The sequence below is a fragment of the Pseudomonas sp. ADAK2 TE3594 genome (assembly GCF_053628675.1).
The window spans coordinates 1,493,703-1,519,125 of the sequence record NZ_JBRJGV010000001.1 but is presented as its reverse complement, the minus strand read 5'-3'; the positions used below and the strand labels follow the sequence as shown (position 1 = coordinate 1,519,125).

The following is a 25,423-nucleotide window of genomic DNA, read 5'->3' as shown; positions in this document are numbered from 1 at the left end:
GCCAACTACCTGCAAAATGGTTTGTCACCAAAACAGCAAGAAGTCGGGTGAATTTGCGGTCTGTTTGGCACTGCGGCTTGGGCCCAAAAAACGCCGCGGACGCGATGGTTTGATTCCAAATTGGCCCCTGGACCTTGTGATCAAAGGATCTTCAGGAGGCCCACAGTTCGTCAGCAATCAATTCGAATAGATGCGCCCTCCCCGCGCTCTGCTCCGTTTCCCTAGCGCACAATCGGAAGTCCGGCCTAAAGGTGCTTTTCGCTGCTTCCGTTTTCTTCAAAGGCACAGCCGGCGTGACGTACAGTCAGTTTCGCTGATTTGGGATGGTGACCTTCAAGAACGAAGAATCGGAACTGAGCTTCCATGGATTCGCGCTGCAGAGCAGGTGAGGAAAAACGCCCTAATCGCCCGGAAACGTGGCGTTTGGTAAGGCTATCTGACATGCGAAAAAGCTGAAAAAGGAAGAAAAATTCCAGACTGGATTGGTGCCAAAGGCAGCGCGAAAAAGGAAGGGCCAAAAGCGGCGCGAACTCACAGGTACCAGCCGAAGATTCCACCCAGAGCCAGTCGTTTTGTAGGGGTAAAAACGACCAAAAGTAAAAAAGGGTCGCGAGATAAAATCTCGCAACCCTTTGAATTATATGGTCGGGACGGAGTGATTCGAACACTCGACCCCTAGCACCCCATGCTAGTGCGCTACCGGACTGCGCTACGCCCCGACTAGGCGTTGTATCCGTCCCTCATCTCGAGGAACGCTCAAGAATATATCGCAAGCTTTTGAAAACTGGAAGTATTTAAAAGCAGGAATTTATTTCTTGAGAACCACCAGAACATCTTCCAGCTCGGCGATCATCTGGCGGATCATTTGTTTGTATTGGGTGGTGTCGTCTTTGGCTTCATCGCCGGACAAACGCAAGCGTGCGCCGCCGATGGTAAACCCCTGATCGTAAAGAAGCGCGCGGATCTGCCGGATCATCAGCACGTCCTGGCGCTGATAATACCGGCGGTTTCCGCGGCGTTTGACGGGGTTGAGTTGAGGAAACTCCTGCTCCCAGTAGCGCAGCACGTGCGGTTTTACCGCACATAGCTCGCTGACTTCACCAATGGTGAAGTAGCGTTTGCCCGGGATGACGGGTAGTTCGTCGTTATGACTTGGTTCCAGCATAAGCCTCAACTCGGGCCTTCAACTTCTGCCCTGGACGAAAGGTGACCACACGGCGAGCCGTGATCGGGATTTCTTCTCCCGTTTTCGGATTGCGGCCAGGCCGCTGGCGTTTGTCCCGAAGGTCGAAATTGCCGAAACCGGACAATTTGACTTGTTCGTTGTCTTCAAGAGCGTGCCTGATTTCTTCAAAAAACAGTTCGACCAATTCCTTGGCCTCCCGCTTGTTCAGGCCCAGCTCTTCATACAGACGTTCCGCCATCTCAGCTTTCGTCAAAGCCCCCATACGTCACTTCCTTAACGTGGCGTTCAACCTTTGTTCGAGCGAGGTGAGGATGTTTTGCGTCGTGGTATTCACCTCATCGTCATTAAGAGTGCGCGATGGATGCTGCCAGGTCAAGCCAACTGCAAGGCTTTTTCTATGCGGATCAATGCCTTTACCCTGATACACGTCAAATAGCCTGAGGTCTGTCAGCCATTCACCTGCATTTTCACGGATTACGTCCAGTACGGCAGTGGCCGCAACGTCTTTGTCCGCCAGCAGTGCAAGGTCACGACGCACTTCAGGAAAGCGTGATAACTCCTGGAATTTAGGCATTTTGCCCAACGCCACTTCGGCCAGAACCAGCTCGAATACGAAGACCGGACGGTCGAGACCGAGGGTTTTCGACAATTCAGGGTGGATCGCGCCAACGAAACCTACCAAACGGCCTTCACGTTCGATGCGCGCGGTTTGACCCGGGTGCAATGCTGGGTGTTTGCCCGGCACGAAAGTGAACGAGTCCAGTGCGCCGGCGAAGCCCAGTACCGCTTCCGCATCAGCTTTGACGTCGAAGAAGTCCACGACATCGCGACCTTGTGCCCAGCCTTCCGGCAGACGGCTACCGCACACCACACCCGCCAGCATCGGCTCTTGCTTCAAGCCTTCCAGTTGACCGACGAAGCGCAGGCCGCTTTCGAACAGACGGACGCGATCCTGTTGACGGTTCAGGTTGTGCTGAAGCGCCTTGACCAGACCAGGCCACAGGGACGAACGCATGGCAGCCATGTCGTTGGAAATCGGGTTAGCCAGCAGCAGTGGCTCGACACCCGGATTAAACAACTCGAACTGTTTCGGATCGATGAAGCTGTAGGTGATCGCTTCCTGATAACCACGAGCCACCAGCAGACGACGCAGTTCAGGCAGATCGCTGCGCGCTTCGGCCTTGGCTTGCGGCGCCAGACGGGCTTGCGGGTAGCGAACCGGCAGACGGTTGTAACCGTACAGACGGGCCAGTTCTTCGATCAGGTCGACTTCCAGGCTGATATCGAAGCGGAAGCTTGGCACCTCTACGCGCCACTGCCCTGCCCCATCGGCGGTAATGGCCAGGCCCAAAGCGCTGAGCAGACGCTCGACTTCGGCCGAATCCATTTCCATGCCCAGCATCTGGGTGATGCGCTGGGCACGCAAAGTGATCGGCGCGATCGACGGCAGGTGCTGCTCGCTGACGGTTTCGATGATCGGGCCGGCTTCGCCACCGGTGATTTCCAGCAGCAGGCCAGTGGCGCGCTCCATGGCTTCGCGGGCCAGCTTCCAGTCCACGCCACGCTCGTAGCGGTGCGAGGCGTCGGTGTGCAAGCCGTAGGAACGAGCCTTGCCAGCGACAGCAATTTGATCGAAGAACGCGCTTTCCAGGAAAATATCGCGAGTGGTCGCGGTGTTGACGCCGCTGTGCTCGCCACCCATGACGCCGGCGATAGCCAAGGCACGGGTGTGGTCTGCAATCACCAGCGTATCGCTACGCAGGCTGACTTCCTGACCATCAAGCAGAACCAGTTTCTCGCCTTCTTCGGCCATGCGTACGCGGATGCCGCCATTGATTTCGGCGAGATCAAACGCGTGCAGCGGCTGACCCAGTTCCAGCATCACGTAGTTGGTGATGTCGACGGCAGCGTCGATGCTGCGCACGTCGGCACGACGCAGACGCTCGACCATCCACAGCGGCGTAGGCTTGGACAGGTCAACGTTACGGATCACACGACCCAGGTAACGCGGGCACGCGGCCGGTGCCAGTACTTCAATCGAACGCACTTCATCGTGCACGGCCGGAACGCTGGCAATCGCCGGGCGCACGACTTGGGCAGCATAAAGCGCACCGACTTCGCGGGCCAGACCGGCCAGCGACAGGCAGTCACCGCGGTTCGGGGTCAGATCGACCTCGATGCTGGCGTCATCCAGGCTCAGGTACTCACGAATGTCCTGACCGACCGGCGCATCGGCCGGCAATTCCATCAGGCCATCGTTGCCTTCGCCAATTTGCAGCTCGGCCTGGGAGCACAGCATGCCGTTGGATTCAACGCCACGCAGCTTGGCTTTCTTGATTTTGAAGTCGCCCGGCAGTTCGGCACCGATCATGGCGAACGGGATCTTCAGGCCCGGGCGCACGTTTGGCGCACCGCACACGACCTGGAAGGTCTCCGAACCATTGCTGACCTGGCAAACACGCAACTTGTCGGCGTCCGGGTGTTGCTCGGTGCTCTGCACCTCGCCCACCACCACGCCACTGAATTCACCGGCGGCCGGCGTAACGCTATCGACCTCAAGACCGGCCATCGACAGACGAGCAACCAGCTCGTCGCGACTTACCTGCGGGCTTACCCAGCCACGCAGCCATTGTTCACTGAATTTCATCCTGCTCTCCTAAGAATTCGTTACGACTAGCGAAATTGCGCGAGGAACCGCAAGTCGTTGTCGAAGAACAGACGCAAGTCGTTCACGCCGTAACGCAGCATGGCCAGACGCTCAACGCCCATGCCGAAGGCAAAGCCCGAAAACTCTTCCGGGTCAATCCCGGACATGCGCAGCACATTCGGGTGAACCATGCCGCAGCCCATGACTTCCAACCAGCCAGTCTGCTTGCAGACGCGGCAGCCTTTACCGCTGCACATCACGCATTCCATGTCGACTTCAGCGGACGGCTCGGTGAACGGGAAGTACGAAGGACGGAAACGCACGGCCAGTTCTTTTTCGAAGAACACGCGCAAGAACTCTTCGATGGTGCCTTTCAGGTCGGCGAAATTGATATCGCGGTCGACCAGCAGGCCTTCGACCTGGTGGAACATCGGGGAGTGAGTGATATCGGAGTCGCTACGGTACACACGGCCTGGGCAGACGATGCGGATCGGCGGCTGTTTCGATTCCATGGTGCGGACCTGTACCGGCGAGGTATGGGTGCGCAGCAACATGTTGGCATTGAAATAGAAGGTGTCATGCATCGACCGGGCCGGGTGATGGCCTGGGATGTTGAGCGCTTCAAAGTTGTGGTAATCGTCTTCGACCTCAGGACCTTCGGCGATACCGTAGCCGATGTGGGTGAAGAACTGTTCGATACGTTCCAGAGTGCGAGTAACCGGATGCAGACCACCGGAGGTCTGACCGCGGCCAGGCAGGGTCACGTCAATGGACTCGGCGGACAGTTTGGCGGCCAGGTCGGCCTCCTCAAACAGTGCCTTGCGCGCATTGAGAACCTCTGTGACACGCTCCTTGGCAACGTTGATCAGCGCGCCGACTTGCGGGCGCTCTTCTGCCGGCAAATTCCCCAGGGTCTTCATCACCTGAGTCAATTCGCCCTTTTTGCCAAGGTAGTGAACCCGGATTTGCTCCAGGGCATTGATATCTTCAGCGCTTTGCACAGCCTCTAGTGCTTGAGAGACGAGCGCATCCAGGTTTTCCATGTACAGACTCCAGATACAAAATAGGGGAAGAGCTTGAAGGCTCTTCCCCTATTTATGACGTTTAACACCTGGCCCCACAGAGGTGAGGCCGGGTGACTGTCGGGGGTACTTAAGCCAAGGTGGCTTTAGCTTTCTCGACAATCGCAGCAAACGCCGCTTTTTCGTTCACTGCCAGATCAGCCAGAACCTTACGGTCGATCTCGATGGACGCTTTTTTCAGGCCGGCGATGAAACGGCTGTAGGACAGACCGTTGATACGTGCACCAGCGTTGATACGAGCGATCCACAGAGCGCGGAACTGACGTTTTTTCTGACGACGGTCACGGTAGGCGTATTGGCCTGCCTTGATTACCGCTTGCTTGGCAACACGGAATACGCGCGAGCGAGCGCCGTAGTAGCCTTTAGCAAGTTTCAGAATTTTTTTGTGACGTTTACGGGCAATGACGCCACGCTTTACACGAGCCATGAGTTACTTCCTCTATTCTTGACTAAAATTAACGAAGGCGCAGCATGCGCTCGACTTTTGCCACGTCAGACGGATGCAGCAAGCTGCTACCGCGCAGTTGACGCTTACGCTTGGTCGACATTTTAGTCAGGATGTGGCTCTTGAAAGCGTGCTTGTGCTTGATACCGTTAGCAGTTTTCAAAAACCGCTTAGCAGCACCACTTTTAGTTTTCATTTTTGGCATGTTCGGATACTCCGCATTCAGTTGATAAACATAATCAGAAGGCCTGCCGTGCCCTATTGATTACTTCTTCTTTTTCGGGGCGATGACCATGATCAGCTGGCGTCCTTCCATCTTAGGATGCTGTTCGACCGAACCGTACTCGAGCAAGTCACCTTCAACTCGCTTGAGGAGTTCCATCCCCAGCTCCTGGTGGGCCATCTCACGGCCGCGGAATCGCAAGGATACCTTGGCCCTGTCCCCATCACTCAGGAAACGTACCAGGTTGCGCAGTTTTACCTGGTAATCCCCTTCCTCCGTCCCTGGACGAAACTTGATTTCTTTAACCTGAATCTGCTTCTGGTTTTTCTTGGCCGCGGCAATCTGCTTCTTCTTCTCGAAGATCGATTTGCCGTAGTCCATCAGTTTGCAAACAGGGGGTACTGCATCGGCGGAAATTTCCACCAAATCCAGTTTGGCCTCTTCAGCCTTAAGAAGCGCGTCTTCAATTGACACAATCCCAAGCTGTTCACCTTCAGCCCCAATTAACCGAACCTCGCGTGCCGAGATATTCTCGTTGATCGGGGCTTTCGGTGCAGCTCGTTTATCTTGTCTCATTTCACGCTTAATAGTAATTACTCCGAATCTGGGCGACCACGCCGGGAAACCGCTTGCGCGAGAAACTCAGCGAACTGGGCGACGGGCATCGAGCCCAGGTCAGCACCTTCACGAGTACGCACAGCGACAGTCTGCATCTCGACTTCCCGATCTCCGATAACCAAGAGATAGGGAACCTTGAGCAAAGTATGCTCGCGGATTTTAAAGCCGATCTTTTCATTTCTCAAGTCAGACTTGGCACGAAATCCGCTTTCATTGAGGGTTTTTTCAACCTCGGCGGCAAAATCGGCCTGTTTATCAGTGATATTCATGATCACTGCCTGGGTCGGAGCCAGCCACGCGGGGAATGCACCCTCGTAGTGCTCGATCAGGATTCCGACGAAACGTTCGAACGAACCCAGGATCGCCCGGTGCAACATAACCGGGTGCTTGCGACTGTTGTCTTCGGAGACGTATTCGGCTCCCAGACGGACAGGCAGGTTAAAATCGAGCTGAAGGGTACCACACTGCCAGACACGGCCAAGGCAATCTTTCAGCGAGAACTCGATCTTCGGACCGTAGAACGCACCCTCGCCTGGCTGCAGATCGTACGGCAAGCCAGCGCTATCAAGGGCTGCAGCCAGTGCAGCTTCAGCGCGATCCCACAGCTCGTCGGAGCCGACGCGTTTTTCCGGACGAGTGGACAGCTTCATCTCGACGTCTTTGAAGCCGAAGTCGGCATAAACGTCCATGGTCAGCTTGATGAACGCAGCGGATTCGGCCTGCATCTGCTCTTCAGTACAGAAGATGTGAGCATCGTCCTGAGTGAAGGCGCGAACGCGCATGATGCCGTGCAGTGCACCCGACGGCTCGTTACGGTGGCAGGCACCGAACTCGGCCAGACGCATCGGCAGCTCGCGGTAGCTTTTCAGGCCCTGATTGAACACCTGCACGTGGCACGGGCAGTTCATCGGCTTGATGGCGTAGTCGCGGTTTTCCGACTGAGTGGTGAACATGTTGTCGGCGTAGTTGGCCCAGTGCCCGGATTTCTCCCACAGGCTGCGGTCAACGACTTGTGGAGTTTTGATCTCCAGGTAACCGTTGTCGCGCTGAACCTTGCGCATGTATTGCTCAAGCACCTGGTACAAAGTCCAGCCGTTCGGGTGCCAGAACACCATGCCCGGCGACTCTTCCTGGGTGTGGAACAGGCCCAGGCGCTTGCCGATCTTGCGGTGATCGCGCTTCTCGGCTTCTTCGATGCGCTGGATGTAAGCCGCCAGTTGCTTCTTGTCCGCCCATGCGGTGCCGTAAACGCGCTGCAATTGCTCGTTCTTGGCATCGCCACGCCAGTAGGCGCCGGACAGTTTGGTCAGCTTGAAGGATTTCAGGAAGCGCGTGTTCGGCACGTGCGGGCCGCGGCACATGTCGACGTATTCTTCGTGATAGTACAGGCCCATGGCCTGCTCGTTCGGCATGTCTTCGACCAGGCGCAGCTTGTAGTCTTCGCCGCGGGCCTTGAACACTTCGATCACTTCGGCGCGCGGAGTGACTTTCTTGATCACGTCGTAATCTTTCTCGATCAGCTGCTGCATGCGCTGTTCGATGGCGGCCAGGTCGTCCGGCGTGAAAGGACGCTCGAAGGCGATATCGTAATAAAAGCCTTCGTCGATGACCGGACCGATGACCATCTTGGCCGTCGGGTACAGCTGCTTGACCGCGTGGCCAACCAGGTGGGCGCAAGAGTGGCGAATGATCTCCAGCCCCTCTTCATCCTTTGGCGTAATGATTTGCAGCGAGGAATCGCTGTCGATGATGTCGCTGGCGTCGACCAGCTTGCCATTGACCTTGCCGGCCACGGTGGCCTTGGCCAGACCGGCACCGATGGATGCGGCGACCTCGGCTACGGAAACCGAGTGATCGAATGAACGTTGACTGCCGTCGGGAAGAGTAATAGTTGGCATGGCGCCTCCTCTCCTAGTGGTGACCCCTACCAAAGGTCACGTGGGTTGGGATGAGCCAGTACAAGATCCGATCCAGGCCATTCAATAACGAACGCCTGCCTTACAGCGGCAGGAGCCTTGCGGCCAACCGGAAAACCGAACCAGAGTGACTGGGATTCAAATCAGGGTTATTCGAGCCGCTGCCGCTACCGGGACCGAAGGTCATCCGGAGCCTGCAAACGCCCGAGCGAAGCATGCTAGCACAGATGAACGGTCATCGCGGTAGCAAGGTTTTCTGCTGGGGCAAATCAGGCATTTTTATGCCAGAGTGCTGAACTTGAACCCCGCTTTACCCCTCAGATAACAAGACATTGACCCAAAAGGAGCATCCCAGCATGCGTCTGAATCGTTTATTCGCCATCGTCGCACCCGTCGTCCTGTTGCTGCCGCTGGCTGCCCATGCCGATTGGCCAAAGGGCGAGCGCGAGAAATACATGGCTCAGTGCACTCAGGCGGCCACTCCGCAGATCGGCGCTGCGGCAGCCAAGTCACACTGCGCATGCGGTGCCGACGCGATCAAATCGTACCCGGCCAGCGACATTCAGTCGTTGATGGACAACAAGGCCAGCCCGGAACTGCAACAGAAGGCACTGGGACAGATCGCCAAATGCAAGGCTAATGCACCGGCGAAAAAGTGAGAAAAAAGCCCTTATGATTCGGCCCATCGCTGAAAAAAAGGGCCGGATTTCACCTTTTTCGTACGATTTATGCAGGTTTTACAGCTTTTTTTATTGTCTTTACTTTCGGCTGAAAGCCTTTTAAACCGGGGCTTTCAGCCACACGAAGCAACAAAGCAAACGCTACTGAAGGGCAAACAGCACACCCGGGGGGCTCCCAAAGCGAACATTTCGACTATGATACTCCGGTGTGCCCAGTTGGCCTGAGCAGCACAGTACTACTGAAAATATATGTTTCTTGGAGATACACCATGTCTAATCGCCAAACCGGCACCGTTAAATGGTTCAACGATGAAAAAGGCTTCGGCTTCATCACTCCTCAAGGTGGCGGTGACGACCTGTTCGTACACTTCAAAGCTATCGAAAGCGACGGTTTCAAAAGCCTGAAAGAAGGCCAGACCGTTTCCTTCGTGGCTGAGAAAGGCCAAAAGGGTATGCAAGCTGCACAAGTCCGCGCTGAGTAATTTTCAGCCGCACTAAAAAAACCCCGTCCATGTGACGGGGTTTTTTATGGGCGAAACAAAAGCCTGAAGCAATCAGCCGCAGTTGACGCGGGTGACCACCAGATTGTTATCGGTGTTCAGGTTCAAGCGATCGGAGCGGTACTCCAGGGTCACCATGTCATCAGGCTTGAGGAACCGGGCGTTCTGCGCGCCTGCGCGTGTACGTGCCTGTTCCAGCAGTTCGGGCGAAGCCTTTTTGCCAATGGTGAATTCGGCAGCCTTTGCTTCACAACGGCTGTGGCCGGTGTCGGTCGCCACAGGGTCCTTTGCCGACTCGGTGGACGTACTGCTGCAACCGGCCAGCAGGGTGGCGGCCAACAATGTACCCAATGACGCGAGCTTCCAAGGCATGAAGCCTCCTTTTTTCAATAGTTAAGCTGAGATCGTGCGACCGCCATTTTGGCGTTTGGTTTCAGAGCGGGCGCTATCGCCCTGCCCTCGATCCGGGCAGCGGCGAGTGTGCCTGAGCATCGGCATGCCGTTCATCACTCAATCGTGACTGAATATGAATGGCGCTCAATAAACGTCGATGTAGTCGAAAGGCGGCTTCGGCCAGTTCTCCTTGAGCGCATTGAAGATCTGCATGACCCAGACCTCGTCGCTGGCCGCGACCAATCCGACATAACCGGAGCCCTTGGCCCAGGTCTCCAGGCGAAACAGCAACCCGTCGATGTCGGTGCCGCCCACAACGCCCGACGAAATGTAGGCGATGCCGCCCTTGGTGACCCGCAGCTGGGTGTGTTCATCGTCGCTGGCAGAGGCCAGCAGCTGACGCACCGCTTCGAGGGTCAAACCGTCAGGAGTGTTCAAATCGATCTGCACAGCACGGTCCTTGAAAATTCTTCAAAGACCAAGTGTCGCATAGCCCTCCCCTCATGCCTAAGTCGGAGTGCCAAACGCCGCGCAAAATGGTTAACTCGACATTCAGACATCCCGATTTCACGAGCGCCATCATGACCACCGTAAGCATCGACGCCAACATCACGATCAAGTGGCCACAGGGCCACAGCTCTTACAGCCCGGGCAGCCCGGAAGAGTTGGCAATCATTGGTATCGATTTGCTGGTCAAGGAACTGGGGACACAAGCCGCCCAGACATTCATCGCCCAGATACTCGAGAAATACCCCGCCGATTACATGGGCCTGACAGATAGCGAGTGAATGTAAAAACCCGCAGGCTGGCACCTGCGGGTGCAGGGCTTACTTCAGACGCGCCAGACGCTGGGTCAGCAGGTCGAAAAAGCCCTGAGCGTCGCCATTTTCAACCCAGAAGGCATTTTTCGGTGCCTTCAGGCCGTCATACCAGTCGACAATGGTCTGGCCGAAGGTCGGCCCTTCGCGACTATCAACCACTACGTTGACCGAACGCCCGGTGAACAGCTCCGGCTTGAGCAGGTAAGCGATGACTGTAGCGTCATGCACCGGGCCACCCGGAATGCCGTAATGCTCCATGTCGCCTTTGACGTACTCGTTGAGAATATCACCCACCAGCTTGCTGGCATTGTTGTTCAGGGCGGCGATCTGCTTCAGGCGCGCTTCACTGGTCAGAATCTTGTGGGTCACGTCCAGCGGCAGGTAGGTCAGCTTGACGCCACTTTTGAGCACCACTTCCGCAGCCTGAGGGTCGGCGAACAGGTTGAATTCGGCCACCGGGGTGATGTTGCCGCCGTTGAAGTGCGCACCGCCCATGATCACCACTTCCTTGATGCCCTGAACGATTTCAGGTTCCTGGATCAGCGCCAGAGCCAGGTTGGTCTGTGGACCGAGCATGGCGATGGTGATGCTGTGGGGTTTGGCGGTCTTCAGGGTATCGATCAGATAGTTGACCGCATTGCCTTCGGCCAGGCCTTTCTTCGGTTCGTGCACCGTGACACCCGACAAGCCTTCCTTGCCGTGAATGTTCTCGGCATAGATCGGCGTGCGCATCATTGGTTTCGGCGCGCCCGCGTAAACAGGCACCTCCTCGCGCCCTGCCCATTCACGGGCCAGACGCGCATTACGCGAGGTCTTGTCCAGACGCACGTTGCCAGCAACGGTGGTCAGCGCACGAACATTCAGCTCTTCAGGCGATGCCAGGGCAAACAGCAAGGCGACCACGTCATCGGCACCCGGATCGGTGTCGATGATCAAGTCGATCTTTTCCGCCGCTTGGGCGCTTGTTGCGGTAATCAGGGACAAAAGCAGCAGACTCCGAAGCAGATGATGCAGTTTCTGAGCATAGCGGTGCATAGCGCACTCCTTGTGCGTGGGAAGAACGGAACGTTAAAACGTTACTCCAGCCACCAAAACGATGTTGCAGTACGGCTGACATTCGCCTGTACGAACAATCGCCCGTGCTTGTCGGCTGAGTGCTTTGAATTGGTCGTGACTGAGCAGTTCGCGCCGGCCCAGCGCACCTTCGGCATTCAGTTCATCCAGCGTACTCAAGGCCGACGGTTTCTTGTCCAGAATCTCATGGGCCAGCACATGGCTTTCGACCTGCATTTCGCTAAGCACAACATTCAAGGTACTGATGAAATCCGGAATGCCGTGAGTCAAGGCCAGGTCGATCAATTCGACGCCGGGCGGAACCGGCAGACCGGCATCGCCGATTACGACTGTGTCGCCATGGCCAAGGGAGGCGATCAGCCGCGACAGCGCGACGTTGAGCAAAGGAGTCTTTTTCATGGTGCTTTATAGGCCTGTACGTCGGACAAGGTAGGAATCGAAGGTTGCGCGCCAGCCCGGGTGACCGACAGCGCTGCGGCGACCTGGCCGAAACGGATCGCCTCGGCCTCGCTTTTACCGGCTGCCAAGGCCGCTGCGAAACCACCGACGAACGTGTCGCCAGCCGCGGTGGTGTCGACCGCTTTCACTTTCGCTGCCGGGAAATGCTCGAAGCGTTTGCCATCGGCGAACAGTGATCCTTGAGAACCCAGGGTGATGATCACTTTGCCAGCACCCATGGCGATCAAGCGGGCCGCGGCGGTTTCGGCGGTGCTCAGGGAGTCCACCGGCAAACCGCTCAAGGCCGAGGCTTCGCTTTCGTTGGGGATCAGGTAATCGATGGCCGCATACCAATCCGCCGGCAGCGGGCGGCTGGCCGGCGCCGGATTGAGAATCACGGTTTTACCCAGCTCACGACCGCGCTTCAGAGCATGGCCGACCGTGGCATCCGGCACTTCCAGCTGACAGATGATGACATCCGCCGCTTGTAACACCGCGTCGAAACGGTCGATCACTTCAGGCGTCAGCGCACCATTGGCACCGGCAACAATCACGATCGCGTTCTGACTGTTGTCATCGACCACGATCAACGCCACGCCGCTGGAATCTTCGACCGTACTGACCGCCTGGCAATCGATCTGCTCGGCCAACAACGCCCCGCGCAGCGCTTCGCCATAGGCGTCGCTGCCGACACAACCGACCATCGACACCTGCGCCCCCAGCCGGGCCGCGGCCACGGCCTGGTTCGCGCCCTTGCCACCGGAAACCGTGGCAAACGATTGGCCGATTAGCGTTTCACCACCACGGGGCAGCCGTGGCGCCCGGGTTACCAGGTCCATGTTCAAGCTGCCTATTACCACTACTTTTGCTGGCATACATCACTCGTCAATTCTGTTTCTGCGGTGCTTTTGGTTTTAGCGGTATTGGGCGAACACACTGGCTAGCGGCGCGGTCGATTCTCGCAGGACAATACTGGGCATCACGATGCGCTGATCGGTCGCCAGACCCGGTGTGGTAATCCTGCGCAACAGCACTTCGGCCGCCATCTCGCCAAGTTTCAGGATCGACTGGCCCACGGTGGTCAGCGCCGGATAGACGTAACGGCTCATCTGGATATCGTCGAAGCCGATCACCGACAGCTCGGTGGGCACACGAATATTGCGCTCGGCAGCGGCGCGCAACACACCGATGCCAATCATGTCGTTACCGGCGAAGATCGCGCTGGGCGGGTTCTTTTCCAACAGGATCGCGGCGGCGTTGTAACCGCCCGTGCTGGTGAAGTCGCTCTCCAGCATGCGCTCGCGCGGCACTTCGACACCCGCCTCTTTCAGGGCGCGGCAATAACCGGCCAGACGCATCTGCGCCACGCTGGTACTTGCCGGTCCACCAATCGTGGCGATGTCCCGATGCCCCAGATCCAGCAGGTGCCGGGTCGCCAGATAGGCACCGTATTCGTGATCGATGCGCACCAGATCCGCATCGACGCCTTCCAGGCCTCGGTCGACGATCACCATTGGCGTACGCACACCCGCCAGACCTGCGGCAAGGCCGCTGTCACCACCGGCAGAAGCAACGATCAAGCCGTCAATGCGTTTTTCCAGCAACACGCGAAGGTAGCTGCGTTGTTTGTCCGGGTTGTCGTCGGAGTTGCAGAGGATGACGCAATAGCCGTTGCGCTCGCAGTAATCCTCAATGCCACGGGCCAACTCGGCGAAGTACGGGTTGAGGCTGTTGGGCACCAGCAGGCCGATGGTCGCGGTGGTTTTCGCTTTCAACGACCGGGCCACGGCACTGGGCACGTAGTCGAGGCTTTTGATCGCCGCCTCGACCTTGACCCGCACTTCCTCACTGACCGGCCGCGTCTTGTTCACCACGTGGGAAACCGTGGTGTAGGAAATGCCCGCGAGTGCCGCTACATCCTTGATTGTTGCCATGACTCAGGTCCGCCGGCTTGCGCGCTGACTGCGATAAGTATCAAGCACCACCGCCACCACGATCACCGCACCGGTGATGATGCGTTTGGTGGGTTCGGTCGCGCCGATCTGCGCCAGACCGGCCGCCAGTACAGAGATGATCAGCACGCCAAAGAACGTGCTGATGACCGAGCCGCGCCCGCCCATCAGGCTGGTGCCGCCGATCACGACCGCGGCGATCACCTGCAGCTCCAGACCGGAACCGGCATTCGGGTCCGCCGCTTCCAGGCGAGAAATCTGAAACAACGCGGCGATACCGGCCAGCAGCCCCATCAGACTGAAGACCAGGATCTTGTAGGGTTTCGGATTGATCCCCGCCAGACGCACCGCCTCTTCGTTGGTGCCGATGCCGATCAGGTAACGACCGAACACCGTACGCGTCAGCACGGCCTGGGCGATGAAGATAATCAGCAAGGCGATGATGAATGACGGGGAGATGCCGAAGGCGATCGGGTTGGACAGCCAGGCAAAGGCATCACCGATGTAGGCGGTGCGCGAACCGGTCATTTGATACGCCAGGCCCCGCGCCATTTCCAGCACGCCGAGGGACACGATGAACGACGGAATCCGCCATGCCACGGTGATCGAGCCGGTGATGGTCCCGGCCAATGCCGCCACCGCCATGCCGAGCAAGGCCGCAGGCAAGACGCTCCAGCCCCAACCGAGAATCGCCACGCTGACCGCCGAGGCCGCGAGCGCCAGTACCGACCCCACCGACAAGTCGATACCGCCGATGATCAATACGAAGGTCATGCCGACCGCCAGTACCATCAAATCGGGAATCTGGTTGGCCAGGGTGCTGAAGGTGTCGTAAGACAGGAAATGACTGCTCAGGACCGAGAACAGCGCGACCATCGCCAGCAAGGCACCGGCCAGGCCCAGATAAGTGCCGAGGCCGTAAAAATTGCCACTACGTTTGCCGGCCAAAGATGCAGTATTCATGGAAGATCCCTAGGCGCTGCTTCGTTGAGCAACGCATCACGTTTTTGGTAGCCGGCGAAAGCGGCAGCAAGCAAATCATCCTGGGTCCAGCTGTCACGCTCGAAGGTGTCAATCAGACGCCCTGCCGACAGCACACCGATGCGATCGCAGATCAGCATCAGTTCGCGCAAGTCGCTGGACACCACTACCAGCGCTTTGCCCTGACGGGTCAACTCACCGAGTAATGCGTAGATATCGAACTTGGCGCCGACGTCGATGCCACGGGTTGGCTCGTCGAACAGCATCACCGTGCAGTCGCGCTCGAGCCAGCGGCCGATCACGACTTTCTGCTGATTGCCGCCGGACAGTTCCGAGACCAGTTGCGTAGGGCTGGAACTGCGAATGCGCATGGCGTTGATCTGACGCTGGGCCAGAGACATCTCGTCACTGTTATTGACGAAGCCGCCGCTGGAAATCACCGGCATATTGCCCAAGGCGATGTTGGCACTGATCGATTGCGTCAGCAGCAGGCCTTCGCCCTTGCGGTCTTCGGTGATCAGCGCGATGCCGTGACCAACCGCGTCGGCCGGCGAACGAATACTCACCACCTGAGCCGACGCTCCCAGCGCGACGGTGCCGCTGTCAGCTGTATCGGCGCCGAAGATCAGGCGCAGTAACTCGGTGCGCCCTGCCCCGATCAAACCGGAAATTCCGAAAATTTCGCCGGCGCGCACTTCGAAGGACACATCGCGGACTTTGTCGGAACGGGTCAGCCCTTTGACCGTCAAGGCCGGCGCACCAATCTTGCGCGGCCCCATGTCGATGTGCTCGCCCAATTCACGGCCGACCATCAGGGTGACCAGCTGCTCGCTGTTGTAATTGGCCATCGGCTCGACACAGACCAGGTTGCCGTCGCGCAATACCGCAATGCGCTGGGCCACCCGAGCCAATTCTTCGAGGCGGTGGGAAATGTAAATGATCGACACGCCACGAGCCTGCAGACGAGTGATCTGCTCGAACAGCATTTCGACTTCACGGGCCGTGAGCATTGCTGTCGGCTCGTCGAGAATCAGCACGTGGCAATCGCCGATCAGATTGCGGGCGATCTCCACCATTTGTTGATGGCCGATACCCAGTTCGCCAACCAAAGTATCTGGATCGATGGCGTCCAAGCCGACTTGGGCCATGGCCTCGATTGCCGCCTTGCGCAATTGCTTGCGGCTGATCCAGCCACCGTGGCTGGGCAGGTTGTCGAGAAACAGGTTTTCCGCCACCGACAACGTCGGCAACAGATTGAGTTCTTGCATGACCATGCGGATGCCCAGCTCTTCGGCCTGGCTCCGGCTGCCGGGACGGTAATCCTGCCCCTGGAATTGCATCTGGCCGGTGGTCGGCGTGACCAGTCCGCCAATGATTTTCGACAGCGTGCTTTTGCCGGCACCATTCTCACCGGTCAGCGCCAGCACTTCACCGCGCATCAGCGTCAGGTCGATACCGGTGAGGACGGGTTGGGCATAGGTTTTACCGATACCGCTGACCGAGAGGACAGCGTTCGGGGCGCAAACGGACATAAAAACTCTCCATGTGCTCGCCCCAAGAGGCGAGCACCGTTGTGTCGCCAGAAGGACTACTTGGTAACCAGCTCTACCGGAGTTTCGATGACGCCATTGACGCCGCTATCGACTGTCTCGCCCTTGATGATTTTCAGCGCAGTCTCAATGCCGAACACCGCTTGCCGGGCAGCAAACTGGTCGGCGGTGGCCAGGACGCGGCCATCCTTGAGCATTGGCTTGATGGCGTTGATGTTGTCGTAACCGACCACTTGCACCTTGCCGGCCTTGCCCGCCGCGCGCACGGCAGATACTGCGCCGACGGCCATGCTGTCGTTGCCGGCCAACAGGGCCTTGATGTTCGGGTATTCGCTGAGCATCGACGAGGCAACCTTGCCGCCCTTGTCGATTTCCCAATCGCCGGACTGCAGGGACACGACTTTGATCTGCGCCGCCTCCATCGCATCCTTGAAGCCCGCCGTACGCTGCTGGGCGTTGGTGGTGGTGGAAACGCCTTCGATGATGCCGACTTCGTCGCCAGCCTTCAGCTGTTTGGCCAGGTACTCACCCACCAGACGCGCGCCTTTGCGGTTGTCCGGGCCTACGAACGGAACGGTGATGTTTTTGCTTTTGACCACGGCCGGGTCCAGCTGATTATCGATGTTGATTACGGTGATGCCGGCATCGACTGCTTTCTTGATGACCGGGACCATGGCCTTGGAGTCTGCCGGGGCGATGACCAACGCGTTGACTTTGGACAAAATCATTTGCTCGACGATACGCGTCTGGCCGGCCGTGTCCGTTTCGTCCTTGATGCCGTTGGAGATCAGTTCGAAGTCGCCGGAGTGGTCTTTCTGGTAGGACTTGGCGCCGTCTTCCATGGTCAGGAAGAACTCGTTGGCCAGGGATTTCATGACCAGTGCGACTTTAGGTTTTTCCGGGGTTTCGGCGAAAGCCGAAGATACAGGCAAAGCGGCGGATGCGGCAGCCAGCATTGCGACAGCGAGAAGACGTCCAGCGAATGGCAGCTTCATGGGTTCACTCCGATCTTATGATTATTCTGAGTAACGCTTGCGCGGGACTCTGCCCTTACGGGATCAAGCCATTAAGGGTGACCGCGCAAACGTTTGCGTAGACCGAACTATGCGAACCCTGCCGAGATTTGTCAACGACCCGTTATGTGTCTCGGTTGGCCCTTTTACATCACGCCGTGGTGCTGACCAGATTGCCACTGCTGGAACCCTTGGCCAGCTCTTTGACCAGATTGCCTGTCACTTGCGCGAGCGCACCGCTGGTATCGGCGATTTGCCCCTGAATCGACATGACCGCGGTGGCTTTGGCATCCGGAGTCGGATAATTCGCTGCCTGAGCGGCCGCCAGTTGTTGCTGCTGTTCGCGCAGTTGCTGCTGCAGTTCCTGCATGCGCTTGAGCAGTACCTGCACCGCAATACTTTGATTGCTGCTTTTTTCGGATTTGGTTTCGCCCTGAGTCTGCGCAGCACCACCGGTTCTGACTTGGTTGTCGCTCCCCTCCTCTTCACCCAGCGCTTGGGCCGAGGCGTCGGAGGTCGCTTCACTCAAGGCATTGATGGTCGCCGGGGACTTGCCCGCGATAGTAATTGCGCCTGCATTTGGAAAACCGACAGTAAACGACATATGAACTCCTGGAAAAGATCCCTTTAAAGGAGCATCGACCTGCGCGGGGGTTTCTTTAGCACTGATTTCCGATTTTGCAAGTCGACTGTCTTAATGGTGGTCGGAGAGCCGAACGTAAAAGCTACCCATGTTCGGAAACCCGGATGACCAAATGCGAATACTTTTCCAGACGTTTCAATAATTCATATAAAAATCATCGGGTTAAAAGATCTTATTGTTGAGTATCAGGCTGGTACAGATCCTGCTCTTCTCCTACACCCCCGGCGTTCAGATCTGCTTGGGGCCGTGTCTAGATGAACCTGCATCCGCAACGTTTCACTACGAGAGAAAACAATAATGAAATCTGCCTTCAACACTTTTATTCCGGGCGCTTTGGCCCTGCTATTGCTTCTGCCCACCGCCCTTCAGGCAAAAGAAGTCGAAACCCAACAGAAATTGGCTAACGTGGTGATCCTGGCCACCGGCGGCACCATTGCCGGCGCGGGAGCCAGTGCCGCGAATAGCGCCACCTATCAAGCGGCGAAAGTCGGTATCGAACAGTTGATCGCAGGGGTTCCGGAACTGAGCCAATTGGCCAACGTTCGCGGCGAACAGGTCATGCAGATCGCGTCCGAAAGCATCACCAACGACAACCTGCTGCAACTGGGCCATCGCGTAGCTGAGCTGGCCGACAGCAAAGACGTCGATGGCATTGTCATCACCCACGGCACCGACACGCTGGAAGAGACCGCTTACTTCCTCAACCTGGTGGAAAAAACCGACAAGCCGATCATCGTCGTAGGCTCCATGCGCCCTGGTACCGCCATGTCGGCCGACGGCATGCTGAACCTGTACAACGCCGTCGCCGTGGCCAGCAGCAAAGACGCGCGCGGCAAAGGCGTACTGGTGACCATGAACGATGAAATCCAGTCGGGTCGCGATGTCAGCAAAATGATCAACATCAAGACCGAGGCATTCAAAAGTGCCTGGGGCCCACTGGGCATGGTGGTCGAAGGCAAATCCTACTGGTTCCGCTTGCCAGCCAAGCGCCACACCATGGATTCGGAATTCGACATCAAAACCATCAAGAGCCTGCCTGACGTCGAAATCGCCTATTCCTATGGCAACGTCAGCGACACCGCCTACAAAGCCCTGGCTCAATCGGGCGCCAAAGCCATCATCCACGCCGGTACCGGCAATGGCTCGGTTTCGTCTCGCGTGGTTCCCGCCCTGCAAGCCCTGCGCAAGGACGGCGTACAAATCATTCGTTCTTCCCACGTCAACGCCGGTGGTTTCGTACTGCGTAACGCCGAACAGCCTGACGACAAGTACGACTGGGTTGTGGCTAACGACCTGAACCCGCAAAAAGCCCGCATCCTGGCCATGGTCGCGCTGACCAAGACCAACGACAGCAAAGAGCTGCAACGGATGTTCTGGGAATACTGATCCGCCCTCGCCCGACCTGTCCTGGTCGGGCACCGCTGCCACCACTCGCCAGCCTTGGTGAGTGGTTCACGACCTTTTCCGATAAAAAAATCCCCATCGTCCTACACCAAACGGAAAAAACTACTGTCAGAGGATTTTCTTGAATTTTAAGCAGTTGCGAAAATGCTTACAGTTAAATACTGTATGCACGTACAGCTTAATAAGGATTATTCCGTGGCCACTCCCTCTGCCTCTCCTGACGCCTACGAACGCCTGGGTATGCGCGTTCAGAAAATCATCAATTCCCCCACCGCCCAGAAAGCCAAAGCTGCACTGATCTTCCGTCTTCCAGACGAACCCGTGGATGAGTGGGAGCGCTTGCTCGAAGAAATCGACGAGAACGACAACGTCACCCTCGCCCATCGCGACGATGGCGGTGTGCAGATTTTCTGGGTTGTGCCGAAGGAAGATTGAGTCAATGAGTGTCCGCTGGCTTGCTTTACTGCTTCTGTTCATCACCCTCGGCGCCCAGGCTGGCGCCCCACGCACCTTCAACGAAGCCAAGAAAGTCGCGTGGAAGTTGTACGCTCCGCAATCCACCGAGTTTTATTGCGGCTGCAAATACACCGGCAACCGCGTGGACCTGGCCGCCTGCGGTTATGTGCCGCGCAAAAACGCCAAACGCGCCTCGCGTATTGAGTGGGAACACATTGTGCCGGCCTGGCAGATCGGCCATCAACGCGAATGCTGGCAACAAGGCGGTCGCAAGAACTGCACGCGGTACGACCCGACCTATCAGAAAGCCGAGGCCGATCTGCACAATCTGGTGCCAAGCATCGGCGAGGTGAATGGCGATCGCAGCAACTTCAGCTTCGGCTGGTTGCCAGTGCAAACCGGTCAATACGGTTCGTGCCTGACACAGGTCGACTTCAAGGCGAAGAAGGTCATGCCCCGCCCTTCCATTCGCGGCATGATCGCCCGGACTTACTTCTACATGAGCAAGCAGTACGGCTTGCGCCTGTCAAAACAGGATCGGCAACTGTATGAAGCCTGGAACAAGACCTATCCGGTACAGGCCTGGGAACGTCAGCGCAACCAGAGCGTGGCGTGCGTGATGGGGCGCGGCAACGAGTTTGTCGGCCCGGTAGACATGAAAACCTGCGGCTGACCGGCCGCTGAAAACACAGAGGCCTGGGGCATTACACCCCAGGCCTTTGTTCGTTTCTAATCGGCGTTTTTGATTATTGTGCCGTCGGGTGTTCAACGACCAACGACTCGATGTTCCTTTTTTTCGCCCGGGTGAGCGCTGCCGTCACTTCAGCTTGCTTGGCTTCTGCCTCGGCTTTCGAATTGAACGGTCCGACCAGAATACGAACCTTTCCATTCTCCCTGATGACGTTGGAAACGAAGCTATGCTCAATCAACCAGCCGCTCAGGTCGCTGACCGCCTGGGGGGTTTCGCCACGCACTTCGACGTCCCATTGCGGACCGGTTGTCGCCGCGGGTGCGGAAGCGACTGTCGGTTGCGGCTTTTGCGCGCCAACCCCCTTACCCTCATCGCACCCGGCCAACGTCAATACTGCGATTACCAAGGCCATTTTGCGCACAACGCTTCCCTCTGAATGCTGAAAGCGGCGATTTTAACACTCATGGATCCTGCTCGAGCGCCGCAAAATGGGCACAAAACAACGAGAATGATGGTTGCGGCCTCTGTATAGTTACGCCTTGGGAATTAATGCAGCATCTGCGCGTCAGAAAGAGGCACCCAAACTGCGAGACTTCGCACTAATCTATATCTATACCGACCTCTGCACTGTCCGAATCAGGTGCCCTACAAAGCAATCAAGGAGAAAACCATGCTGATACTCACCCGCAAAGTCGGTGAAAGCATAAACATCGGTGACAACATTACGATCACCATTCTGGGCGTTAGCGGCCAGCAAGTCCGGATTGGCATCAACGCCCCGAAAGACGTTGCGGTGCATCGCGAAGAAATCTATCAACGCATTCAGGCCGGCCTGACCGCCCCAGACAAACCGCAAACACCCTGAATCCTGCTGTGGTCAGTAGCCAGCCCATTCTGCCTCGAATAACGGCTGGCTAAAGATTCAAGCACCGCATCGCCCTCTGCCCAGCCTCTTTGCGATACCGCCGCAACGTGGAGCCGATACTACCGCCCCCGCTCATGCCATGACTGTCAGACGTTTCGGATTTACTGCGAGAAAGAGCTTCCTCCTTCCTGGCTAACCAAACGTTACCCCACGCGCCATGCCCGTGGCGGCCACGACCATCAGCATCAGCAGCAGCGCTTCGATATGACTGATACGGGCAAACAGTGTTGCGCGCCCGGTATTGATCGCCGCCCCACGCCCCAGCGCAATCCGCCATTTGATCAGCGCCACCATCGGCGCAATTTCAAGCAACAGGATAAGGACGAAGAGCGTCATTTTGAGATGAAACAGCGGTTGGTGAAGATAGTAATCACTGCCTTTTTCATACCCGCCAAAGGCTCGCATCCCACCCGTGACCAAGAGAATGACTGCAGAGATCCCCCACAGATTATCCGCAACCAAAACGCTGCGCGCCTCCCCCACCCCGGCAATCAGACGACGTAAAGCCGTACCGCGGGTCAGTACCGCCCAGAAGCCCAGCGCAAAGGCCAACAGGTGAATCGCCGCCAGAAACCAGTGAATCAGCATCGACATACTCCCTACAGACGAAGTTGAAACAGCCCTACAGTAGTAGTTCATCGGAGGGGATTTGCCCACGTACCTGGCTCCGCTGATTACCCGCACATCACCACCGCCAGGGCGACCAATATGCCGGGTGTTTCAACGTCAGACTCAATTGGCAAATAACAGGCACAAAAAAGCCGGGCTCCTGATGGACACCCGGCTTGAGAGTCTTTGACTCAATGCGTTCTTTTTGAAATCGAAGTGCGAGCGTTACTCAACCCTTTCGTGTTGTGATCGCCAGGCCTGGAGGCCGAAATGGCTGAGGCCTTCGCCACCCCTCGCGCATCCCTGGAATGGGCAATGCCCGAAGTGACTGAACCACGGCCGCGATCACCGTTACGATCGTTACCGTAGTGGTTGCCACTGAGACCATGGTCGCGGACGGCTTTGCCTTCATGATCGCTACTTAAGCCTGCGCCGTGACCATTGCTGCTGACGCCGCCAGAATGGCCGGAATTACCGCTGCCACCATGACCACCACCGTTACCGCCGCCATTGCCACCACCGTTACCACCACCGCCACCACCACCATCCTTCGCGTAGGCGGAACTCATGATGGACAGATCAGCGGGCAATAATGGGGCGGCTGCAAGCATCAGCACGCATGACATGACAGCTGCAAAACTCTTGTTTTTTAATGACATGGGTGGGTTCCGTGAGGTTGATATCGCACGGAGTAATTGACTGTTTCGGCACCACACAGTTCAAAGGTTGACGACCAGCGGGCAGGCAATGTGCAGTTATCGAACAATGCACATTGCTTCCCGTGATTTTGCCGGTCGCTATGCGGCGAGGGAGCGGTTGGAATTTGTCGCTTTCATATCAATCGAACGCGCCATTGAGAACTTCATAGATGATTCCGGTAGCGATCGCTATCAATATCAAGTCAGTGCCAGCCTGTCGCCACTCGTAGCCATCGTAGTGTGGAAGCCTGCCGAGCAATCGGCCATCGAGTTTCTTGGCGATCCCCGGCGGTAATGGTTTTCCGCGTGCGAGATTTTTTTGAATGCCGGGTGGCAAGGCGGGCCCGGGGCTCCAGTAGTCGCGATAACCACCCACGATTCCAAGGACACTCCCGTGGTTGATGCTCGGGCCGTGACTCCAATCATCACCTCCCGAACCTTTGCCTTTATTTCCATGGCTGGCGTTGCCATGGTCCTGGATGTTTTGTGGATTTCCCTTGCCGCTTCCCTGGCCCTTCCCGTTTCCCGGGTCGGCCAATGCAGTCATTGAACCGGACGCCAAGGCAAGACACGTCATAGCGGCAATCAACGAGCGAGATCTAAACATATCCGTTCTCTCAGAAAGGGGATGCCCCCTGCAATGTAGACGGTTATGGGAGTGTTAGTTCAGAAGCTGTGTTAATGGGAGGCGGCGACAGGGCCATATGGGGAAAACCGAACGAATGGAGAGCAGAACTGGCCCAGTCAGTTGATAGCTGGGGGGTTTTGCAAAAGTTTTTGCAAAACACAGACAACAAAAAAGGGCCCACCTTTCGGTGAGCCCTTCTAGACCGCCCAGCAGAGCGGATTTTGTTTGGTAGGCGCGATTGGACTCGAACCAACGACCCCCACCATGTCAAGGTGGTGCTCTAACCAACTGAGCTACGTGCCTGCTGTGAGGCGGCATTCTACGGAATTCCGGAGGGGTGTCAACACCTTTTTTTCACCTAACCCTATGAATATGCAAAATATTTAATTTTGCTGCGGCAAAGAAGATTTTCCGGTGGCTGGCGGTCATTTTTTAACTCGGGTAGGATCGATGCACTCGTAAAATATATTAAACAGAGGCTGCAGGATGGCGAACACTCCCTACCCAGAGTCCTATTACGCCGCATCGGCTAATGCAGCGCCGCCGCGCGCCCGGCCTTGCAGGATGATGTAGAGACTGATGTCTGTGTCATCGGCGCCGGTTATACCGGCCTGTCCTCTGCCCTGTTTCTGCTGGAGAACGGTTTTCGGGTAACGGTCCTGGAAGCCGCCAAAGTGGGTTTTGGCGCATCGGGGCGCAACGGTGGCCAGATCGTTAATAGCTACAGCCGTGATATCGATGTGATCGAGCGCAGTGTCGGTCCCAAGCAAGCTCAGCTGCTGGGGCAAATGGCGTTCGAGGGTGGACGGATCATTCGTGAGCGGGTGGCCAAATACAACATCCAGTGCGACCTGAAGGACGGCGGTGTGTTCGCCGCCATTACCGCCAAGCAGATGGGTCACCTGGAATCCCAGAAGCGCCTGTGGGAGCGTTTCGGTCACACGCAACTTGAGCTATTGGATCAGCGACGCATCCGTGAAGTGGTGGCTTGCGATCAATACGTCGGCGGCATGCTCGACATGAGCGGCGGGCATATTCATCCGCTCAACCTTGTCTTGGGCGAGGCAGCAGCCGTGGAGTCGCTGGGCGGCACTATTTACGAGCAGTCGCCAGCGGTGCGCATCGAGCGCGGCGCCAATCCGGTGGTGCATACGCCTCAGGGCAAGGTCAGGGCCAAATTCATCATCGTCGCCGGCAATGCTTATATCGGTAACCTGGTGCCGGAACTGGCGGCCAAGTCGATGCCCTGCGGGACTCAAGTGATCGCCACCGAACCCTTGGGCGATGAATTGGCAAAGCGCCTGTTGCCCCAGGACTACTGCGTCGAAGACTGTAACTACCTGCTCGACTACTACCGCCTGAGCGCTGACAAACGCCTGATTTTCGGCGGCGGCGTGGTCTATGGCGCGCGCGATCCGGCGAACATCGAGGCGATCATTCGACCGAAGATGCTCAAGGCCTTCCCGCAGCTCAAGGACGTGAAAATCGATTACGCCTGGACCGGCAATTTCCTGCTGACGCTATCGCGCCTCCCCCAAGTCGGACGGCTGGGCGACAACATCTACTATTCCCAAGGTTGCAGCGGCCATGGCGTGACGTATACGCACCTGGCGGGCAAGGTACTGGCCGAAGCATTGCGCGGCCAGGCCGAGCGCTTCGACGCCTTTGCCGACCTGCCCCACTACCCGTTCCCGGGCGGACAATTGCTGCGTACACCGTTCGCTGCGTTGGGCGCCTGGTATTACGGATTGCGGGACAAGTTCGGATACTGATCGATAGACAAGTTGGCGCAAGGCTTGCCGGCGAAGGCGGCATCAAGTGCGCCTTCGCCACCAAGCCTGGCGCCTACG

General features: G+C 57.3%; 29 protein-coding genes, 2 tRNA genes and 1 pseudogene. 8 read left to right on the top strand and 24 right to left on the bottom strand.

The features are described from left to right. Nucleotides 1-642: 642 nt before the first annotated feature. The 9 genes from AB7M22_RS07040 to thrS form a co-directional block, all read right to left on the bottom strand. Nucleotides 643-719: transfer RNA gene (locus tag AB7M22_RS07040), tRNA-Pro, on the bottom strand. 89 nt (nt 720-808) lie between these two features. Then, nucleotides 809-1,165 (bottom strand): MerR family transcriptional regulator, encoded by a 357-nt coding sequence (locus tag AB7M22_RS07035; protein ID WP_003179985.1) that lies wholly within the window; start codon nt 1,163-1,165, stop codon nt 809-811. Further along, nucleotides 1,146-1,448: an integration host factor subunit alpha gene (gene ihfA, locus AB7M22_RS07030; protein ID WP_002553164.1), complete on the bottom strand. Its 303-nt coding sequence runs from the start codon at nt 1,446-1,448 to the stop codon at nt 1,146-1,148. Before ihfA ends, AB7M22_RS07035 begins: the two co-directional genes overlap by 20 nt. Before the next feature lie 3 nt (nt 1,449-1,451). Further along, complete coding sequence (gene pheT, locus AB7M22_RS07025) at nt 1,452-3,833, bottom strand: phenylalanine--tRNA ligase subunit beta (RefSeq protein WP_454185679.1); 2,382 nt, start codon at nt 3,831-3,833, stop codon at nt 1,452-1,454. A 26-nt stretch (nt 3,834-3,859) separates the two neighbouring features. Further along, entirely contained in the window at nt 3,860-4,876 is a 1,017-nt protein-coding gene (gene pheS / locus AB7M22_RS07020) for a phenylalanine--tRNA ligase subunit alpha (RefSeq protein WP_007905876.1), read from the bottom strand. A gap of 109 nt (nt 4,877-4,985) precedes the next feature. After that, nucleotides 4,986-5,342 carry a 50S ribosomal protein L20 gene (gene rplT / locus AB7M22_RS07015; protein WP_007905879.1) on the bottom strand — a complete coding sequence of 119 codons (357 nt, stop codon included), beginning with the start codon at nt 5,340-5,342 and terminating at the stop codon, nt 4,986-4,988. A 28-nt stretch (nt 5,343-5,370) separates the two neighbouring features. After that, entirely contained in the window at nt 5,371-5,565 is a 195-nt protein-coding gene (gene rpmI, locus AB7M22_RS07010) for a 50S ribosomal protein L35 (RefSeq protein WP_002553160.1), read from the bottom strand. Nucleotides 5,566-5,625: 60 nt separating this feature from the next. Beyond that, entirely contained in the window at nt 5,626-6,177 is a 552-nt protein-coding gene (infC, locus tag AB7M22_RS07005) for a translation initiation factor IF-3 (RefSeq protein WP_169857083.1), read from the bottom strand. Next, a complete protein-coding gene (gene thrS, locus AB7M22_RS07000) occupies nt 6,177-8,099 on the bottom strand; it encodes a threonine--tRNA ligase (protein WP_454185678.1) in 1,923 nt (640 codons plus the stop codon). The genes infC and thrS overlap by 1 nt, the downstream gene beginning before the upstream one ends. Before the next feature lie 374 nt (nt 8,100-8,473). Between thrS and AB7M22_RS06995 the strand changes: the two genes are divergently transcribed. Together AB7M22_RS06995 and AB7M22_RS06990 are read left to right on the top strand one after the other, a co-directional pair. Beyond that, nucleotides 8,474-8,776, top strand: a complete 303-nt coding sequence (locus AB7M22_RS06995; protein WP_007905881.1) for a hypothetical protein — start codon at nt 8,474-8,476, stop codon at nt 8,774-8,776. Between the two features lie 290 nt (nt 8,777-9,066). After that, the gene (locus AB7M22_RS06990) at nt 9,067-9,279 is read left to right on the top strand and encodes a cold-shock protein (protein ID WP_007905882.1); all 213 of its coding nucleotides are present in this window, start codon (nt 9,067-9,069) and stop codon (nt 9,277-9,279) included. A 72-nt stretch (nt 9,280-9,351) separates the two neighbouring features. Here the strand turns inward: AB7M22_RS06990 and AB7M22_RS06985 are convergent, their stop codons facing one another. Together AB7M22_RS06985 and AB7M22_RS06980 are read right to left on the bottom strand one after the other, a co-directional pair. After that, nucleotides 9,352-9,669, bottom strand: coding sequence for an I78 family peptidase inhibitor (locus AB7M22_RS06985; protein ID WP_223483674.1), 318 nt, complete (start codon nt 9,667-9,669; stop codon nt 9,352-9,354). Between the two features lie 165 nt (nt 9,670-9,834). Further along, the gene (locus AB7M22_RS06980; protein WP_007905888.1) at nt 9,835-10,140 is read right to left on the bottom strand and encodes a hypothetical protein; all 306 of its coding nucleotides are present in this window, start codon (nt 10,138-10,140) and stop codon (nt 9,835-9,837) included. A 131-nt stretch (nt 10,141-10,271) separates the two neighbouring features. On the opposite strand from AB7M22_RS06980, the gene AB7M22_RS06975 reads away from it, so the two are divergent. Beyond that, complete coding sequence (locus tag AB7M22_RS06975; protein WP_007905889.1) at nt 10,272-10,478, top strand: hypothetical protein; 207 nt, start codon at nt 10,272-10,274, stop codon at nt 10,476-10,478. Nucleotides 10,479-10,517: 39 nt separating this feature from the next. Here the strand turns inward: AB7M22_RS06975 and AB7M22_RS06970 are convergent, their stop codons facing one another. The 8 genes from AB7M22_RS06970 to AB7M22_RS06935 form a co-directional block, all read right to left on the bottom strand. After that, a complete protein-coding gene (locus AB7M22_RS06970; protein WP_454185677.1) occupies nt 10,518-11,546 on the bottom strand; it encodes a nucleoside hydrolase in 1,029 nt (342 codons plus the stop codon). 33 nt (nt 11,547-11,579) lie between these two features. Beyond that, nucleotides 11,580-11,984, bottom strand: coding sequence for a D-ribose pyranase (gene rbsD, locus AB7M22_RS06965; RefSeq protein ID WP_454185676.1), 405 nt, complete (start codon nt 11,982-11,984; stop codon nt 11,580-11,582). Then, on the bottom strand, nt 11,981-12,898 hold the full coding sequence (rbsK, locus tag AB7M22_RS06960; RefSeq protein ID WP_454185675.1) for a ribokinase: 918 nt from the start codon (nt 12,896-12,898) through the stop codon (nt 11,981-11,983). Before rbsK ends, rbsD begins: the two co-directional genes overlap by 4 nt. A 39-nt stretch (nt 12,899-12,937) precedes the next feature. Further along, nucleotides 12,938-13,957: a LacI family DNA-binding transcriptional regulator gene (locus AB7M22_RS06955; protein WP_454185674.1), complete on the bottom strand. Its 1,020-nt coding sequence runs from the start codon at nt 13,955-13,957 to the stop codon at nt 12,938-12,940. A gap of 3 nt (nt 13,958-13,960) precedes the next feature. After that, nucleotides 13,961-14,938 (bottom strand): ABC transporter permease, encoded by a 978-nt coding sequence (locus tag AB7M22_RS06950; protein WP_007905898.1) that lies wholly within the window; start codon nt 14,936-14,938, stop codon nt 13,961-13,963. Beyond that, nucleotides 14,935-16,488, bottom strand: coding sequence for a sugar ABC transporter ATP-binding protein (locus tag AB7M22_RS06945; protein ID WP_454185673.1), 1,554 nt, complete (start codon nt 16,486-16,488; stop codon nt 14,935-14,937). Before AB7M22_RS06945 ends, AB7M22_RS06950 begins: the two co-directional genes overlap by 4 nt. A 56-nt stretch (nt 16,489-16,544) precedes the next feature. Beyond that, a complete protein-coding gene (locus tag AB7M22_RS06940) occupies nt 16,545-17,501 on the bottom strand; it encodes a sugar ABC transporter substrate-binding protein (protein WP_007905901.1) in 957 nt (318 codons plus the stop codon). 169 nt (nt 17,502-17,670) lie between these two features. Next, the gene (locus AB7M22_RS06935; protein WP_454185672.1) at nt 17,671-18,123 is read right to left on the bottom strand and encodes a hypothetical protein; all 453 of its coding nucleotides are present in this window, start codon (nt 18,121-18,123) and stop codon (nt 17,671-17,673) included. Between the two features lie 336 nt (nt 18,124-18,459). Here AB7M22_RS06935 and AB7M22_RS06930 point away from each other — a divergent pair, with 336 nt between their 5' ends. From AB7M22_RS06930 to AB7M22_RS06920, 3 genes are all read left to right on the top strand, one after another. Then, entirely contained in the window at nt 18,460-19,548 is a 1,089-nt protein-coding gene (locus AB7M22_RS06930; RefSeq protein WP_454185671.1) for an asparaginase, read from the top strand. 162 nt (nt 19,549-19,710) lie between these two features. Beyond that, entirely contained in the window at nt 19,711-20,001 is a 291-nt protein-coding gene (locus tag AB7M22_RS06925; protein WP_454185670.1) for a DUF1654 domain-containing protein, read from the top strand. Nucleotides 20,002-20,005: 4 nt separating this feature from the next. Next, the gene (locus tag AB7M22_RS06920; protein WP_454185669.1) at nt 20,006-20,695 is read left to right on the top strand and encodes an endonuclease; all 690 of its coding nucleotides are present in this window, start codon (nt 20,006-20,008) and stop codon (nt 20,693-20,695) included. Nucleotides 20,696-20,768: 73 nt separating this feature from the next. Here the strand turns inward: AB7M22_RS06920 and AB7M22_RS06915 are convergent, their stop codons facing one another. After that, a complete protein-coding gene (locus tag AB7M22_RS06915; RefSeq protein ID WP_454185668.1) occupies nt 20,769-21,134 on the bottom strand; it encodes an SPOR domain-containing protein in 366 nt (121 codons plus the stop codon). Nucleotides 21,135-21,383: 249 nt separating this feature from the next. Here AB7M22_RS06915 and csrA point away from each other — a divergent pair, with 249 nt between their 5' ends. Next, nucleotides 21,384-21,578: a carbon storage regulator CsrA gene (gene csrA, locus AB7M22_RS06910; RefSeq protein WP_007905913.1), complete on the top strand. Its 195-nt coding sequence runs from the start codon at nt 21,384-21,386 to the stop codon at nt 21,576-21,578. A 192-nt stretch (nt 21,579-21,770) separates the two neighbouring features. On the opposite strand, the gene AB7M22_RS06905 is transcribed toward csrA, so the two are convergent. The 4 genes from AB7M22_RS06905 to AB7M22_RS06890 form a co-directional block, all read right to left on the bottom strand. Continuing rightward, complete coding sequence (locus tag AB7M22_RS06905) at nt 21,771-22,226, bottom strand: DUF2214 family protein (protein ID WP_454185667.1); 456 nt, start codon at nt 22,224-22,226, stop codon at nt 21,771-21,773. Between the two features lie 212 nt (nt 22,227-22,438). Beyond that, entirely contained in the window at nt 22,439-22,906 is a 468-nt protein-coding gene (locus AB7M22_RS06900) for a hypothetical protein (RefSeq protein ID WP_454185666.1), read from the bottom strand. Nucleotides 22,907-23,084: 178 nt separating this feature from the next. After that, a complete protein-coding gene (locus AB7M22_RS06895; RefSeq protein ID WP_454185665.1) occupies nt 23,085-23,552 on the bottom strand; it encodes an anti-virulence regulator CigR family protein in 468 nt (155 codons plus the stop codon). A 247-nt stretch (nt 23,553-23,799) separates the two neighbouring features. Further along, nucleotides 23,800-23,876 (bottom strand) — tRNA-Val (locus tag AB7M22_RS06890). Nucleotides 23,877-24,059: 183 nt separating this feature from the next. Here AB7M22_RS06890 and AB7M22_RS06885 point away from each other — a divergent pair. After that, nucleotides 24,060-25,345: pseudogene (locus AB7M22_RS06885) on the top strand (NAD(P)/FAD-dependent oxidoreductase). Nucleotides 25,346-25,423 lie beyond the last annotated feature (78 nt).